Origin of the sequence: Pseudomonas sp. Os17 (genome assembly GCF_001547895.1) — a bacterium.
Taxonomy (GTDB): domain Bacteria; phylum Pseudomonadota; class Gammaproteobacteria; order Pseudomonadales; family Pseudomonadaceae; genus Aquipseudomonas.
On sequence record NZ_AP014627.1, the window covers coordinates 543,656 to 560,200 of the forward strand.

Annotated in this window: 11 protein-coding genes; 3 read left to right on the plus strand and 8 right to left on the minus strand. The window is 63.6% G+C overall.

All coding sequences use genetic code 11. From position 1 onward, the window contains the following. Positions 1 to 126: 126 nt before the first annotated feature. The 4 genes from POS17_RS02450 to POS17_RS02465 all read right to left on the minus strand — a co-directional run bounded on the left by POS17_RS02450 (position 127) and on the right by POS17_RS02465 (position 5,127). On the minus strand, positions 127 to 1,551 hold the full coding sequence (locus tag POS17_RS02450; RefSeq protein ID WP_060837206.1) for a glycerol kinase: 1,425 nt from the start codon (positions 1,549 to 1,551) through the stop codon (positions 127 to 129). 27 nt (positions 1,552 to 1,578) lie between these two features. Beyond that, positions 1,579 to 2,811, minus strand: coding sequence for an NAD(P)/FAD-dependent oxidoreductase (locus POS17_RS02455; RefSeq protein ID WP_060837207.1), 1,233 nt, complete (start codon positions 2,809 to 2,811; stop codon positions 1,579 to 1,581). Continuing rightward, entirely contained in the window at positions 2,798 to 4,204 is a 1,407-nt protein-coding gene (locus tag POS17_RS02460; protein WP_060837208.1) for an NAD(P)/FAD-dependent oxidoreductase, read from the minus strand. Before POS17_RS02460 ends, POS17_RS02455 begins: the two co-directional genes overlap by 14 nt. 158 nt (positions 4,205 to 4,362) lie before the next feature. After that, positions 4,363 to 5,127: a DeoR/GlpR family DNA-binding transcription regulator gene (locus POS17_RS02465; RefSeq protein ID WP_060837209.1), complete on the minus strand. Its 765-nt coding sequence runs from the start codon at positions 5,125 to 5,127 to the stop codon at positions 4,363 to 4,365. Between the two features lie 380 nt (positions 5,128 to 5,507). Between POS17_RS02465 and eutH the strand changes: the two genes are divergently transcribed. The 3 genes from eutH (at position 5,508) to POS17_RS02480 (ending at position 8,078) form a co-directional block, all read left to right on the plus strand. Then, positions 5,508 to 6,743: an ethanolamine utilization protein EutH gene (gene eutH / locus POS17_RS02470; RefSeq protein ID WP_060837210.1), complete on the plus strand. Its 1,236-nt coding sequence runs from the start codon at positions 5,508 to 5,510 to the stop codon at positions 6,741 to 6,743. Positions 6,744 to 6,780: 37 nt separating this feature from the next. Beyond that, a complete protein-coding gene (locus tag POS17_RS02475) occupies positions 6,781 to 7,137 on the plus strand; it encodes a DUF1937 family protein (protein ID WP_060837211.1) in 357 nt (118 codons plus the stop codon). Positions 7,138 to 7,241: 104 nt separating this feature from the next. Beyond that, positions 7,242 to 8,078: a 23S rRNA (adenine(2030)-N(6))-methyltransferase RlmJ gene (locus tag POS17_RS02480; protein ID WP_060837212.1), complete on the plus strand. Its 837-nt coding sequence runs from the start codon at positions 7,242 to 7,244 to the stop codon at positions 8,076 to 8,078. 85 nt (positions 8,079 to 8,163) lie between these two features. Here the strand turns inward: POS17_RS02480 and msrA are convergent, their stop codons facing one another. From msrA to aceE, 4 genes are all read right to left on the minus strand, one after another. Continuing rightward, positions 8,164 to 8,814, minus strand: a complete 651-nt coding sequence (gene msrA / locus POS17_RS02485) for a peptide-methionine (S)-S-oxide reductase MsrA (RefSeq protein ID WP_060837213.1) — start codon at positions 8,812 to 8,814, stop codon at positions 8,164 to 8,166. 73 nt (positions 8,815 to 8,887) lie between these two features. Continuing rightward, a complete protein-coding gene (locus tag POS17_RS02490; RefSeq protein WP_060837214.1) occupies positions 8,888 to 11,581 on the minus strand; it encodes a sensor domain-containing phosphodiesterase in 2,694 nt (897 codons plus the stop codon). Positions 11,582 to 11,893: 312 nt separating this feature from the next. After that, positions 11,894 to 13,825, minus strand: a complete 1,932-nt coding sequence (aceF, locus tag POS17_RS02495; protein WP_060837215.1) for a dihydrolipoyllysine-residue acetyltransferase — start codon at positions 13,823 to 13,825, stop codon at positions 11,894 to 11,896. A gap of 11 nt (positions 13,826 to 13,836) precedes the next feature. Beyond that, positions 13,837 to 16,482, minus strand: a complete 2,646-nt coding sequence (gene aceE / locus POS17_RS02500; protein WP_060837216.1) for a pyruvate dehydrogenase (acetyl-transferring), homodimeric type — start codon at positions 16,480 to 16,482, stop codon at positions 13,837 to 13,839. Positions 16,483 to 16,545 lie beyond the last annotated feature (63 nt).

Genomic DNA, 16,545 nt, shown 5'->3' on the forward strand with positions numbered 1-16,545 from the left:
AACCGCTTGATGTGCCCGCCGCTCGGTGGCGGGCGGGCGCGTCAGTGTCCAATAGGCGTGGCGGATCGGCAAGGGGAGCGCAGGCGTTCCGCGAGAGTGGCGGCCATCCTTGGCCACTGGAGCGTTTCAGCGTGGCTGTGACCAGCCTTGGGAGCGCTTGACCGCGGCGCTGAAGGTGCGGCGCCAGGCGTCTGCCGTGGCCCGGTCGATGCGCGGGTGGTAGTCGGTGCGGGTGTTGTCCAGCTCGGGCAGCTCCAGGCCCAGGCCGCGGGCAGCCAGGGCGGCGCAGCCCAGGGCGGTGAGTTCGTCGAAGCGCTGGGTGACGATGGTGCGCTGCAGGATGTCGGCGAGAAACTGGGCGAAGTACGGGCTGCGGGCCAGCCCGCCGTCGATCGATAGCTGGTCGGTGACGCTGAGGTGATCGTCCATCGCGGTGATGACTTCGGCGCTGCGCAGGGCCACGCCTTCCAGTACCGCCTGGCACAGGTCCTGGCGGCTGGTGGCGGCGTTCATGCCGATCCACACCGCCCCGGCACTGCGGTCCCAGTGCGGGCAGGCGAGCCCGGACAAGGCCGGGACGAAGGCCAGCTCACGGGAGATCGCCGGAGGCTGGTCAAAGGCAGCCAGCTCCGAAAAATCACTGAACAGCCCCAGCCGCCCGGCCCACTCCACCGCGGCGCTGGCGTCATAGACGCCACCGTCCATGGCATACACCGGTTGGCCGTCGGCCTGCCAGGCGACGGTGGCCAGCAGGCCTTTTTCCGGGGCGCGGATGATCTGCTCGCCCGTGACCGTCAGGGCAAAGGCGCCGGTGCCGAAGGTGATCTTGGCATCCCCCGGTTTGCGGCAGCCGTGGCCGTAGAGCGAGGCTTGCTGGTCAACCACCGAAGCGCTGATGGGGGTCTGGCCGATGCGCCCGAAGTCGCCGACCGTGGCGCGGATTTGCGGCAGGGCCTGCAAGGGCACGCCAAACAGTGCGCAGAGTTCCGGGTCCCACTGGCCGCTGGCGAGGTTCATCAGCGAGGTGCGCGAGGCGGTGGTGATGTCGGTGGCATAGACCCCGGCCAGGCGGTCGAGGAAGTAGGCATCGGTGGTGCCCAGGCGCAGGCGGCCGGCGCTCAGGGCTGCTTGCGCCTCTGGCAGGTTTTCCACGATCCAGGCCAGCTTGCTGGCGGAAAAATAGGCGTCCAGGGGCAGCCCGGCGCGTTCCAGGGTCAGGGCTTCGGCGCCATTGGCCCGCAGTTCTTCGATGCGTGCGGCGCTGCGGTTGTCCTGCCAGACGATCACCGGGGACAGCGGTGCGCCACTGATGGCGTCCCAGGCCAGGCAGCTTTCACCCTGGTTGGCCAGGCCGATGGCGTCGACCCGGCCGGTGGCTTCCAGGCAGCGTTGCAGGTTGGCCAGCAGTTCCAGCGGGTCGTGCTCGACCCAGCCCGGACGCGGGTGGTGCTGCTGGTGGCGCAGCGCCAGTTGGATGTCGGCACGGCCTTGCATGTCCACGACCAGTACGCGGGTGCTGGTGGTGCCCTGGTCAAGTGCGGCTATTCGCATGGTCTTTTCTCTTGTTGTGGGACGGGCCTAGTCGATGCAGATGTCCAGTTGGTCGAGGTGTTCCGGCAGTTGCAGTTCCTTGAGGGGAATCAGCAGGCGCCGTTCCGGCAGTGCCGAGACCGGGCGGCTCCAGAGGTCCAGGCCCTGGGCGCGGACCCGCAAGGTGCCACTGACCGCCCGGCTGACCCGCAGTTGGATGTGCCGCAGGCCCGCAAGCTCGCCGCGCACCAGCCTGCTCGGTACGCCGAGCTTGATCGGCTCTGCGTATTTCAGGGTCAGCGCGTCATGCGGGGCGGGTAGTTGGCCGCACAGGGCCAGGGCCATCAGGCTGCCGATGCGCCGCCCTTCACGGTACGACCAGCCGGCGGTCTCGATCGGCCGCAGCAGGTTGCCGGCGGCGAAGTAGGCCGGGTCCGAGCAGCGCCCGTACTGGTCGATCTTCGGCCCGCCGCTACCGCTGTCCAGTTGCAGGTGGCTCTGGCGCACCAGGCTCGATTCCGGGGTGAACTGGCCCGTGAGCAGCACGCCGTCGCAGGCAATCTCGCGCAGCTGACCGTCGGCCAGGCGCACCTGGGCCGATTCCACCCGGCCGGTGCCATTGATTGCCAGCAGTTGCGCGCCGAAATGCATGGGGATGCCCAGCAAGCGTGGAAACAGCGACAGCGGCCAGCGTGCGGTTGCCCGGGTGTTGGCTTCGAGCACCGCCACCGGGCGGATTCCGGCGCGCCGGCAACTGAGCACGGCGGACAGGCTGACCAGCTCGGTGCCGACGATCAGCGGCCGCTCAAAGGGCTTGAGGTGCTGCATATAAAGGAAGTTCTGCAACGCTCCGGTGTTGATCACGCCCACCGGGCGGTCGCCGGACAGCAGGCGTGCCGAGCGTGGGGTTTCCCGGGCGCCGGTGGCGATCAGGACCTTTTGTGCCTGGATCTGCCGCGGCCCGTCGGGGCTGGCCAGGCGCAACAGGCCGCCGGGTTCCAGGCTGACCACGGTGTGGCGCAGCAGCACGACCACGCCGGCCTGCAACGCGGCCTCGACATTGCGCCGAGCGTAGGCCGGGCCACTGAGAACACGCTGGTATTCACCCATGCCGAAGGGCGGGTGAGCGCAGTGCCGGGGAATGCCGCCGGCCTCGCTTTCACGCTCGATGACAATCACCGGGCCGATGCCCTGGCGCCGCAGTTCAATGGCTGCCGCGAGGCCCGCCGGGCCGCTGCCGATAATGGCCGCTTCGGCCTGAAGAAGTTCAGTGCTGTTCATGGCAACGACCTGTGGCAAGTGGGACGGCCAGCTGGCTGGCACTGAGTTCGGCGACCTGGGCCGAGCAATAGAAACCCTGGCAGCGTCCCATGCAGGCGCGGGTGCGACGTTTGAGCCCGCCCAGATCGCCAGGGGGCAGGGGGCTGTGCAAGGCGCTCTCGATTTCGCGACGGGTCACCAGTTCGCAATGGCAGACGATTTCGCCATAGCCGGGGCGTTGCCAGTCACGGGGCAAGTGCTCCGCGAGGTTGGGCATCTGCGGCCAGACCGGCTCCCGCACCGGATGGTGCTGGCGGCGCTGGCTGTACAGGCCATAGACGTGCCGGGCAATGCCCAGGGCGGCGGTGAGCCCGGTGGAGCGGATGCCGCCGACGGTGATCCAGTGCCGGGAGTGGTCGGCCTGGATCCGGTATTCCTTCTTTTCGCTGGCGGGGCGCAGCCCGGCGTAGGTGGCGGTGACCGGCATCCCCGCGAGGGCGGGAATCCGCTCCACGGCGGCGTCGATCAGGCTTTGCAGGGTCGGGCCGTCGAGCCCGGCATGCACCCGGTCTTCCTGTTCTTCGGCGGTGGGCCCCACCAGCAGGTTGCCGTAGACGGTGCGGGTCAGAACGATGCCCTTGGTGCGTTCGTTGGGCACCGGCAGGACGATGCGCTCCAGCAGTTTGGTCGCGGCCTTGTCGAAGACCACGAACTGGCCCTTGCGCGGCATGATGCGAAATTCGCTGTGGCCCAGCAGGTTGTGCTCCAGGGTGTCGCCGAACAGCCCGGCGCAGTTGATCACCTGGGCGCTGCGCAAGGTGCCCTGGTTGGTATGCAGGGTCCAGGCGTCACCGTCGAACTGGCCTTGCTGCACCTCGCACTGCAACTGCACCCGGGCACCGTGGGCCATGGCCTGTTGCAGGTAGCCCAGGGGCGCGGACCAGGGGTCGATCAGGTGTTCGTCGGGCACCAGCACTGCGCCCACGGCGTGATTGGCCAGATGCGGTTCAAGGGCGAGGATCTCGCTGCGTTCCAACAGGCGCGCATTGTCGACCCCATTGGCCTGGGCCTGGGCGAGGATCCCCGGCAGCTTGGCCTGGTCCTCGGCGTTCCAGGCCACCACCAGTGCCCCGCACTTGAGCAGCGGCAGGTTCATCGTCGAGTGAATTTCCAGGTATTCCTGGTAGCCGGCCTGCATGCACTGCAATTCCAGGCTGTCACTGGGGGCATCGAAGCCGGTGTGCAGGATGGCGCTGTTGGCCTTGCTGGCGCCGGAAAGAATGTCGCTGCCCTTTTCCAGCAGCACCACCCGTGCGCCTTCCAGGGCAAAGCGCCGGGCCATGGCGCAACCGACGACCCCGCCACCGACGACGGCCACATCGAAAGTCACATTGTTCGGATAAAGTTCGGTCATATAAATGCCTGTTTCCTGCGGTAACACCCAAGGATCTGTGCAGGAATCAAAGCATAATGCGCGCCATATTTGTTGTTTTTATTTTCTATTCGGTCATTTATCGGTCGATATACTGTGGTTTTTGCTGTGGAAAACTATTTCCTGCAATAGCCCGGGGCTCAGGGCTGTGCCACGACATGCACGTCCACGCCGGCCTTCTCCAGTGCGGCCAGCAGCTCGGCACCGGGCTGGCGATCGATCACCAGGCGGTCGATGCGCTCCAGCGGGAATACCTTGAACAGGCCACGGCGTTCCAGCTTCGATGAGTCGGCGATGACCGTCAGTTGGCGGGCCTGGGCAATCATCGCGCGGGCCACTTCGGCTTCTTCGATGGAGAAATCCATGGCGCCGTCTTCATTCAGTGCACCGATGGTGATCACGGCATGCTCGGCGTTGAAGCGGGTGATCTGCTCCAGGGCCAGGGTGCCGACGTTCTGGGTCGAGTCGGGGCGATATTCGCCACCGATCATGAACACCCGGTTGCCCGATTCGCCAATGCAGCCGGCGATCGGCAGGGAGTTGGTGATGACCGTCAGGCGCGTGTGCTGCGCCAGTTCGCGAGCGAAGAACAGGGTGGTGGTGCCGGTATCGATGAAGATGCTGTCACCGGCGCAGAACAGGCCGGCGGCGTAGCGGGCGAGGGCGCGTTTCTCTACCGCATGTTCGTTCATGCGGGTCTGGAAGGTGTTTTCGTGCTCGCCGGTCGGTGGTAGCGCCGCACCGCCGTGGAACTTGGTGACCAGGCCGCTTTCCGCCAGTTCGCTGAGGTCGCGGCGGATGGTTTCCTGGGAGGTGGCGGTGATGCGCGCCAGCTCTTCCACGGAGATCCGCTCGCGCTGGCGCAGGAGTTCGAGAATGTGCTGTCGTCGTTCGTTGGGGCGCATGGTGTTTTCCGTTAGTGGTACTTCGCCACACAAATGGGCATTTTTTGTTACTTAGGCACACTCATGACTCAGAAATGTGCGTATTCGGTCAAGTTCGCTGGAAAAGTTAAGCATTTACTTGCACGTTTCACAATGCTCAGCAGTCATGAGGTTTCAATAGGGCTGTCGGCCTATCGGGGCAACACTGGGCGCTTTTTGTGACCGATATTTGGTTGTTTGTCTGTAAAAACCACAACTAATACACATTGTGGCACGGGATATGCCCTGTGTTTCCTCACCTGCTCCATCGCCACCTGTGCGATGGGTAACCCGTGCTGGCCTCAACAAGAACTTCCCCGGTGGGGGAACCCTATAAATGACGCTCAGAGAGATGAACCCACATGGCTGAATTTGGAAACTACGTCATTTACCTGATCATGCTGGGCGCCGTGATCGGCGCCTTGTCATCCATCATCAAGCCCGAGAGTGGCCTGGGTAAGGAGTTCGTCAACGGTATCCACTCCATCGGCCCGGTGTTCCTGGCCCAGGCCGGGATCATGGTGGCGATTCCCTACCTGTCGCAGGGCATTTCCCATGCGTTGGGACCGTTTTTCAACGCCCTGGGGTCGGATGTGTCGATTGCGGCGCTGTCGATCATCGCCGTGGACATGGGCGGCTACCAGTTGGCCAATGCGCTGACCGCCAACCGTGATCTGTGGATCACCGCGATGCTGGTGGGCTACACCTCGGGGGCGACCATCGTCTACCTGATCCCGGTGGGCCTGACGATGCTCGAACGCAAGGACCACAAGTACCTGGCCCTGGGCGCCATGGCCGGGCTGATCAGCATTCCCTTCGCGGTATTGATGTCGCTGTTGATCATCACAGCGACCCAGCTGCCGGTGCGGGACATCGTTTCCACCAACTCCGAGGCGCTGTATTACCTGTCCCTGGGCTTGGTCGACATGCTCAAGCTGCTGGCGCCGCTGTTCGTGTTCTGCTTCCTGCTGGCGGCGGGGCTGCGCTACCGGCCGCAGATGATGGTCAAGGGCTTCCTGGTGTTCGGCAAGATCATGGACGCGGCGATCAAGCTGATCCTGGCGCTGAGCATCGTCGAGCACTTCACCAAGTTCTTCAGCATCAACTTCGGCGGCTGGGGCTTCGACCCGATGTTTGCCGACGAGAAGGAGCTGTTCCGGGCCATCGAGATCGCTGGCTACATCGGCATCATGCTCGCTGGCACCTTCCCCATCTGCTACCTGTTCCAGCGCTACTGCAAGAAGCCCATGGAACTGCTGGGGCGCCAACTGAACCTGTCGAGCACCGGTGCGGCGGGCTTTGTCATGGTGTTCGCCAACATCATCGCCACCTACCACCTGTTCAAGCACATGACTGCCCGCGACAAGGTGCTGTGCGTGGCCCTCGGGGTCTGTGCCCAGGCGCTGATCGGCGACCACCTGGCGTTCACCGCTAACTTCCAGCCAAGCCTGATCCTGCCGATTCTGTTCGGCAAACTGTTCGGCGGCCTGCTGGCGGTGGCGATCGCCATTCGTATCTCGGTGCCGGCCGCCCAGCGTTATGAGCAACAAGAGCAGGAACAGGCCGCGGCCTTTGCCCTGCAACCCGCGCGGGCCTGAATGGCCCGCTCCACCTCCCCATGATTTCGAGGTCACGATGCGCAAGATTTTCCTCGCCTGCCCCTACAGTCACTCCGAGCCGGCCGTCATCAATGAGCGTTTTCTCAAGTGCAACCAGGTGGCGGCGCAGATACTGGAAGCCGGGCATGCCGTGTTCAGCCAGGTGAGCATGTCCCACCCCATCAACCTGTGCCTGGAAGGCAAGGACAACGCCGCCATCGGCAAGCTCTGGGCCCCGGTGGATGCGCTGTACATGGCGATGATGGAGGAGCTGATCGTGCTCGACCTGCCTGGCTGGAAGGACAGCGGCGGAATCAAGCGCGAGATCGAGGTCTTCGAATCCTCGGGACGGCGGGTCAGCCTGTGGTCCGAGGTCAGCCACGAGTTCGCCTGAGCCACTCCCCCGTACCCGTCGTCGACTGCGCCGGGTACGGGCCTGTCGTGAACTGACGACAGGCTGCACACAAGGTAAACTTGCGCTCCTGCGCAGGAGCAACCATGAACTATCGTCACGCCTTCCACGCCGGCAATCACGCCGACGTCTTCAAACACCTGACCCTGACCCGCCTCATCGCCCTGATGTCGCGCAAGGAGCAGCCGTTCGCCTACCTCGACAGCCACGCCGGCATCGGTCTGTATGACCTCAAGGGCGATCAGGCGAGCCGTACCGGCGAGTACCTGGAAGGCATCGCCCGCTTGTGGGGCGAACAGGATCTGCCGGCGCTGACCGCCGACTACATGCAGGTGCTGCACAAGATGAACCCCGATGGTGAGCTGCGTTACTACCCGGGGTCGCCGGAGCTGGCGCGGCGCCTGACCCGCTCCCAGGACCGGGTGCTGCTCAACGAGAAGCACCCTGAAGACGGCCTGTTGCTCAAGGACAACATGAAGGGCGATCGGCGGGTGGCGGTGCACCTGGGGGAAGGCTGGCATGTGGCCCGGGCCTTGCTGCCGGTGGCGGAGAAGCGCGCGGTGATGCTGATCGACCCGCCTTTTGAACAGCTGGACGAAATGCAGCGCTGTGCGGCATCGCTCAAGGAAGCCATTGGCCGCATGCGCCAGACCGTGGCGGCCATCTGGTACCCGGTCAAGGACCAGCGCGCCCTGCGGCGTTTCTACCAGGACCTGGCCGGCACCGGTGCGCCGAAACTGCTGCGGGTGGAGTTGCTGGTGCATCCGCTGGATACGCCCAACAGCCTCAACGGCTCGGGCCTGGCGATTGCCAATCCGCCTTGGGGCCTGGAGGAGGAGCTGCGCGAGCTGCTGCCCTGGCTGTCGAAGAAGCTCGGCCAGACCCAGGGTGGCTGGCAGATGGACTGGCTCATAGCTGAGTAGCAGCTACAAGCCTCAAGCCTCAAGCCTCAAGCCTCAAGTCGACGATGAATCTCTTGCAGCTTGAGGCTTGCAGCTCGCAGCTGCTTCAAATGGGGCAAGTCACTCCGGTGCCGCCGATCCCGCAGTAGCCTTCAGGGTTCTTCGCCAGGTACTGCTGGTGGTAAGCCTCGGCGAAGTACACGGTCGGCGCTTCTTCGATTTCCGTGGTGATGGTGCCCAGGCCGGCCTTGGTCAGCTCCGCCTGGAACACGTCCCTGCTGTGCAGCGCCTGCTCCAGCTGGGCCGGGTTGGTGGTGTAGATCACCGAGCGGTACTGGGTGCCGATGTCATTGCCCTGGCGCATGCCCTGGGTCGGGTTGTGCAGTTCCCAGAACATCGCCAGCAGTTCTTTGTAGCTGACCTTGGCCTTGTCATACACCACCAGTACCACTTCGGTGTGGCCGGTTAAGCCCGAGCAGACCTCTTCATATGTCGGGTTCGGCGTGAAGCCGCCGGCGTAACCGACCACGGTGCTGACCACGCCCTCGCGCTGCCAGAAGCGACGTTCGGCGCCCCAGAAGCAGCCCAGGCCGAAGATCGCGAAGTCGACGTCCTGGAAGAACGGACCCAGCAGCGGGGTGTCTTCGAAGACAAAGTGCTTTTCAGGCAGTGTCATCGGGGTTTCGCGGCCAGGCAGAGCTTGTTCTTTGGTAGGTAGCACGTTTTTTTTCACCAGAATTTCCGAGCGCAGAACCATGATCAGTCCTCTCAGTCAGGGTGGGATCGAGTAATTAATCAGACACGCAGTTTGCCCGAGTGTTACAGCGCTGTCAGGCAATTGGGCCGCGGGGATAGCGCTTGAGCTTGGCGATCAGCTCGGTGCCGGGAATCGGTCGATCGAACAGATAGCCCTGGCCGACGTCGCAGCGATGGCGACGCAGGAACGCCAGCTGCTCGGCGGTTTCGATGCCTTCGGCGACCACCTTGATCTTCAGGTTGTGGGCCATGGCGATCACCGCCGAGGTGATTTCCATGTCGTCCTGGTTGTCGGGGATCTCGTGGATGAAGCTGCGATCGATCTTGATGATGTCGATGGGGAATTTCTTCAGGTAGCTCAAGGACGAATAGCCGGTGCCGAAGTCGTCCATGGCCAGGGTCAGGCCAAGCTTTTTCAGCTGTTCCAGTTGCTGGTGGGTGTCCTCGGTGGCCTCCAGCAGCAGCCCCTCTGTCAACTCAAGCTCCAGCAGTGAGGACGGCAGTTGTTCTTCCCTGAGGATGCTGGCGATGGAGGCCACCAGATCCGGGTCGGAGAACTGCTTGGGCGACAGGTTGATGGCCACGTGCAGGTTGCCCAGGCCGGCGGCGGTCAGCTGTTTGCTCATGCGGCAGGCCTGACGGGCGATCCACTTGCCGATGGGGATGATCAGGCCGGTTTCTTCCGCCACGCTGATGAACTGATCCGGACGGATCATGCCCTTTTCCGGGTGATTCCAGCGCAACAGCGCTTCCATGCCCAGCAGGCGGCCGCTGCGCAGGCACAGCTTGGGCTGGTAGAACACGTCCAGCTCGTTCTGGGTCAGGGCGCGACGCAGGTTGTTCTCGACGAACAGTTTGTAGCTGGCCTCGGCGTTGAGGGCTTCGGTGAACACCTGCACCTGGTGCTTGCCGTTGGCCTTGGCCTTGTGCAGGGCCAGGCCGGCGTTGCGCATCAGGGTCTGGGGGTCGCGGCCGTGCAGCGGCGCACTGGCCAGGCCCACCGAGCCGGTGACGCTGATCAGCTGGTTGTCGACGAACATCGGCTTGTCCAGGGTCATCAGCAGTTGGCTGGCGATCTGCTGGCCGGATTCCAGGTCAGTGTTGTCCAGCAGTACCGCGAACTCGTTGCTGGCAAAACGCGCCAGACTGCCGCTGGGGCTCAGGCTGTTGCGCAGGCGCCGGGCCAGGCTGATCAGCAGTTTGTCGCCGGTCTGGTGGCCGAGGCTGTCGTTGATCCGCTTGAAGTTGTCGATATCCACCAGCAGCAGGCTGATCGGGGTATCGCTGTCTCGGGCGAAACGCTCATCCAGGTTGCGGATGAACGCGGGGCGGTTGCCCAGGTTGGTCAGGTTGTCGGTGTAGGCCAGGCGCTCGATGCGCTGCTGGGCCAGCTTGGTCTGGGTGATGTCTTCGTAGATGCCGATGTAGTGGGTCAGCTCGCGATTGTCGCCGTAGACCTTGGATATCGACAGCTGGCCCCAGTAGGGCTCGAGGTTCTTGCGCCGGCTCTTGAACTCGCCTTGCCAGCTGTTGCTCTTGGCCAGGCTGGATGGGGCATCGAACAGCAGTTCGCTGAGGTTCTCCAGGGCCGGAAGTTCGGACAGGCGATGGCCATGAACCTCTTCGGTGCTGTACTGGGTGATGGCGGTGAAGCTCGGGTTGACGTACTCCACCACGCCGTCGCAGTTGACCAGCAGGAAGGCGTTGGCGCTCTGTTCCACGGCGCGCTGGAACAGATGCAGGGCGCTGGTGGCGGCACGCCGGTTGTGATTGTTGATGACCTGGGCGAACTGGTCCGCCAGCTCGCCGGCGAAGGCGATTTCGTCGGACTGCCAGGCGCGGGTCATGCCGGTCTGTTCCAGACAGAGGACGCCGACCACCTGGCCATCGATACGGATGCTGGCGTCGAGCATGGCGTTGACGTCCCTCGGGCGCAGGCTCTCGGCCATCTCCCGGGTGCGCGGGTCACGCATGGCGTTCTGCGCATCGATGGCGCGGGAGCTGTGCAGGGCTTCCAGATAATCGGGAAAGCTGCTGGCGTCGATGGGCTCCGGCATGCGGTATTCCTGCGGGCCGCGATGGTAGGCGGCAATCGGCACCAGTTGCCGGTCTTCCAGGTTCCAGATGCTGGCACAGTCGATCTGGTAGATATCACAGGCGCAGCGGGTGATCAGTTCGGCGGCTTCCTTCAGGGAGTTGCCGCTGCTGTAGCGCTGGCGGGTCAGCAGCAGAATCAGGTCCTGCTGGGCACGCACCCGTTCCAGGTGCTGAAGTTGTTCCTGCTGGGCCCGCTGGTTGAGTTCCAGGGCGATCTGCAGCCTGGTGTTCTGGGTTTCCAGGTCCTGGGTCGGCAGGGGCGCGGAACCGCTGAATAGGCCGTCGACGACCAGCAGGTAGCCGCGCAGCAGGTGCCGGTTGTGCTGTTTGTAGGCTTCCCCCAGCTCCAGGATGCTCAAGGGGCCCTGGCCGGTGTGCAGGGTGTAGCGGATCAGGTAATGGGGGCTGCTGCTCAGCTGTTCCTGGATGGTGTCGTGCAGTTGATAGCGCGCTTCGGGCTCCATCAGGCTGGCGTAGGGCGAACCCACCAGGGCACAGAGTTCGACGGCGGGCAGACCGAACTGGCGTTCGCAATTGGGATCGAGAAATAGCAGCGCCCAGCTTGCTTCATTCAGCCGTTCGAAACGCAACATGCCGAGCCGCGAGGGCACGGGCAACTGCGTCACTACCTCGGCCGCCATACGGCTGGCGGCATCGGGTTGGCTTTTCATGGGGAAACTCGCTTCGAAATTGCTGATCGCGCCGGGCTCACGCCCTCTTTACTGTTGCCTGCGGCAAGGTTGCATCATGGCGCATCGACTGACAAGTAAGATGAAGGCTAAGTGCTATAAACCTGTATCGGCAGGCACAAGTATTTCTGCAAAGTTACTTTTCTGGGCCTTTGCCTCACGGATTGATGGGCCAATGGTGAGGTTTTTTCGGCAAAAAAAAGCCCCGCCAAATTGACGGGGTTGAGGTACGAGCGTGGCGCTCGGAAAGCGTGCGATACCGGCCCGCCCTTGTCGGGAGGGCCGGTTCGCGGGTTACAGCAGAATGGTGCGGATGTCCGCCAGCAGGTCGCTCAGACGCTTGGTGAAGCGTGCGGCGGCCGCGCCGTTGATCACACGGTGATCGTAGGACAGGGACAGTGGCAGCATCAGCTTCGGCTGGAAGGCCTTGCCGTCCCAGACTGGCTGGATGGTGGCCTTGGACACACCGAGGATCGCCACTTCCGGCGCGTTGACGATCGGCGTGAAGCCGGTGCCGCCAATGTGCCCGAGGCTGGAGATGGTGAAGCAGGCGCCTTGCATCTCGTCCGCGGAGAGCTTCTTGGTCCGGGCTTTTTCGGCCAGGGAAGCGGCCTCGGCGGCCAGTTGCAGCAGGCTCTTCTGGTCGACGTTCTTGATCACCGGCACCAGCAGGCCATCCGGGGTGTCCACGGCGAAGCCGATGTTCACGTACTTCTTGCGGATGATCGCCTTGCCACTTGGGGCCAGGGAGCTGTTGAAGTCAGGCAGTTCCTTGAGCAGGTGGGCGCAGGACTTGAGCAGCAGCGGCAGGATGGTCAGCTTGACGCCGGCCTTCTCGGCCACGGCCTTCTGGGCAACGCGGAAGGCTTCCAGTTCGGTGATGTCCGCCGAATCGAACTGCGTCACGTGTGGCACGTTCAGCCAGCTGCGGTGCAGGTTGGCGGCGCCGGCCTGCATCAGGCGAGTCATCGGCACTTCTTCGATTTCACCGAAGCGGCTGAAGTCCACGACCGGGATCGGCGGGATGCCCGCGCCACCGGTTGCACCGGCAGCCGGTGCTTCCTTGGCCTTCTGCATCATCGCCTTGACGTAGACCTGCACGTCTTCCTTGAGGATGCGACCGTGTGGGCCGCTTGGGCTCACGGCACTCAACTCGACGCCGAATTCCCGGGCCAGTTGACGCACGGCCGGGCCAGCGTGAACTTTCGCGCCAGGCTTGGCCGGTGCGGCAACCGGGGCTGCAGCGGCAGGCGCGGCGGCGGCAGGAGCAGCTTCAGCTTTCGCCGGGGCAGGGGCGGCGGCAGGTGCCGGAGCGGCTGCCGGGGCGGCGCCCTTGACCTTGAGCTTGAGGATCAGGTCGCCGGTGCCGACTTCGTCGTCCAGCTTGATCGATACGCTTTCCACGATGCCGGCGGCTGGCGATGGGATTTCCATGCTGGCCTTGTCGGATTCGAGGGTGATCAGCGATTGGTCGGCAACCACGCTGTCGCCGGCCTTGACCAGGACTTCGATGATCTTGGCCTTGCCGGCCGAGCCGATATCCGGAACGTGGATGTCCTGCACGCTGTCGGCCACCGGGGCGGCGGGTGCAGCGGCTGGCGCAGGTGCGGCGGCCTGGGCCGGGGCGGCAGCGGCAGCGGCAGGCGCCGAGGCACCGGCCACTTTCAGGGCCAGGATCAGGTCGCCCGTGCCAACTTCATCGTTGAGCTTGACGCTGATGCTCTCGACCACGCCGGCAGCCGGCGATGGGATTTCCATGCTGGCCTTGTCGGATTCGAGGGTGATCAGCGACTGGTCAGCCTCGACGGTGTCGCCGACCTTGACCTGGATCTCGATGATCTGGGCCTTGCCCGACGAGCCGATATCCGGCACGTGAACCTGTTGCACCGAAGCGCTGGCCGGTGCGGCAGCCGGAGCGGCAGCAGCAGGCGCAGCGGCTGGCTGTGCAGGGGCTGGCGCAGCGGCGGCAGGGGCAGGGGCCGCAGCAGCGGCGCCCTCGACTTCCAGCTCCAGCAGTTCGTCGCCTTCTTTCAGGCGGTCGCCCAGCTTCACTTTCAGGCTTTTGACCACGCCGGACTTCGGTGCAGGGATTTCCATGCTGGCCTTGTCCGACTCGAGGGTCAGGATGCTCTGGTCGGCTTCGATGCGATCGCCGACCTTGACCATCAGTTCGATTACTTCACCTTCACCGCTGCCGATGTCAGGTACGCGAATGAGTTCGCTCACAGAAAGTCTCCTCAGCAGTCCAGTGGGTTGCGTTTTTCCGGGTCGATACCGAACTTGGTAATGGCTTCAGCCACGACCTTGGGTTCGATGTCGCCACGGTCAGCCAAGGCTTCCAGGGCTGCCAACACCACGAAGTGACGGTCTACTTCGAAGAAGTGACGCAGTTTCTTGCGGCTGTCGCTGCGGCCGAAACCGTCGGTGCCCAGGACTTTGAATTCCTTGGACGGCACCCACTGGCGGATCTGTTCGGCAAACAGCTTCATGTAGTCGGTAGAGGCAATGACCGGACCCTTGCGGCCGCTCAGGCACTCTTCGACGTAGCTCAGCTTCGGCTTCTGGCCAGGGTGCAGGCGGTTGCTGCGCTCTACGGCCAGGCCATCGCGACGCAGTTCGTTGAAGCTGGTCACGCTCCACACGTCGGCGGCGACGTTGAACTCGTCACGCAGGATCTTCGCCGCTTCGCGGACTTCGCGCAGGATGGTGCCGGAGCCCATCAGTTGCACGTGGTGCGCGGCTTCGCGGGTGTCTTCTTCCAGCAGGTACATGCCCTTGATGATGCCTTCCTCGACACCTTCAGGCATGGCTGGCTGCTGGTAGGACTCGTTCATCACGGTGATGTAGTAGAAGACGTCCTGTTGCTCTTCGGTCATCTTCTTCATGCCGTCCTGGATGATCACCGCCAGCTCGTAGCCGTAGGTTGGATCAAAGGTGCGGCAGTTCGGGATGGTCCCGGCCAGCATGTGGCTGTGACCGTCTTCGTGCTGCAGGCCTTCACCGTTGAGGGTGGTACGGCCGGCGGTGCCGCCGATCAGGAAGCCGCGGGTGCGGCTGTCGCCGGCAGCCCAGGCCAGGTCGCCAATACGCTGGAAGCCGAACATCGAATAGAAGATGTAGAACGGCAGCATCGGCTGGTTGTGGCTGGAGTACGAAGTACCGGCCGCGATGAAGGAGCTCATGGCGCCCGCTTCGTTGATGCCTTCTTCGAGGATCTGGCCCTTCTTGTCTTCGCGGTAGAACATCACCTGGTCTTTATCGACTGGCTCGTAGAGCTGGCCGACGGAGGAGTAGATGCCCAACTGGCGGAACATGCCTTCCATACCGAAGGTACGGGCTTCGTCCGGGATGATCGGCACGATGCGCTGGCCGATTTCCTTGTCCTTGACCAGCTGCGCGAGGATCCGCACGAAGGCCATGGTGGTGGAGATTTCGCGATCGCCGGAACCGTCGAGGATGGCCTTGAGGGTATCCAGTGGCGGAGTCGGGATGCTGAAGCTCTTGGCGCGACGCTGAGGCACGAAACCGCCCAGCGCAGCACGACGCTCGCTCAGGTAGCGGGCTTCGGCGCTGCCTTCTTCAGGCTTGAAGAACGGCAGGTTTTCGAGGTCGTCGTCCTTCACCGGAATGTCGAAGCGGTCGCGGAACAGACGCAGGCTTTCAACGTCGACTTTCTTGGTGTTGTGCGCGGTGTTCTTCGCTTCGCCGGCGCCGGTGCCATAACCCTTGATGGTCTTGGCCAGGATCACGGTCGGTTGTTCTTTGTGGTTGACCGCCTCGTGGTAGGCCGCATAGACCTTGTACGGGTCGTGGCCGCCACGGTTGAGCTTCCAGATCTCGTCGTCGGACAGATCGGCAACCATCGCCTTGAGTTCAGGGGTGTTGAAGAAGTGCTCACGGACGAACGCGCCGTCCTTGGCCTTGTAGTTCTGGTACTCGCCGTCGATGACTTCGTCCATGCGGCGTTGCAGGATGCCGTCGACGTCCTTGGCCAGCAGTGGGTCCCAGAAACGGCCCCAGACCACCTTGTTGACGTTCCACTGGGCACCGCGGAACACGCCTTCGAGTTCCTGGATGATCTTGCCGTTGCCGCGAACCGGGCCGTCGAGGCGCTGCAGGTTGCAGTTGATGACGAAGATCAGGTTGTCCAGCTTCTCGCGGCCGGCCAGGGAGATCGCGCCCAGGGATTCCGGCTCGTCGCACTCGCCGTCGCCCATGAAGCACCAGACTTTCTGCTTGCCGGCCGGGATGAAGCCGCGGGCTTCCAGGTATTTCATGAAGCGCGCCTGGTAGATCGCCTGGATCGGACCCAGACCCATGGAAACGGTCGGGAACTGCCAGAAGTCAGGCATCAGCCAAGGGTGTGGATAGGACGATAGGCCGTTGCCATCCACTTCCTGGCGGAAGTTGTTCATTTGCTCTTCGGTGATGCGGCCTTCCATGAACGCACGGGCGTAGACGCCTGGCGATGCGTGACCCTGGAAGTAGATCAGGTCGCCGCCGTGTTCGTCGGTCGGGGCCTGGAAGAAGTAGTTGAAGCCGATGTCATACAGGGTGGCGCTGGAGGCGAAGCTGGAGATGTGACCGCCCAGGTCAGAATCTTTCAGGTTCGTACGCATGACCATGGCCAACGCGTTCCAACGTACCAGCGAGCGAATGCGGCGTTCCATGAACAGGTCGCCAGGCATGCGTGCTTCGTGGGTGACGGGAATCGTGTTGCGGTACGGCGTGGTGATGGCGTAGGGCAGTTGCGAGCCGCTGCGGGTCGCGAGTTCGCCCATACGGGTCATCAGGTAGTGAGCACGGTCTTCGCCTTCTTTGTCGAGAACCGATTCCAGGGCGTCCAGCCATTCCTGGGTTTCGACGGGATCGAGGTCTTGCATGGCTTGCTCCAGGGCGGAAAGGCTTCCAGAATCGGTTGCCTGAGTTTGCGACTGGCCTTGTGG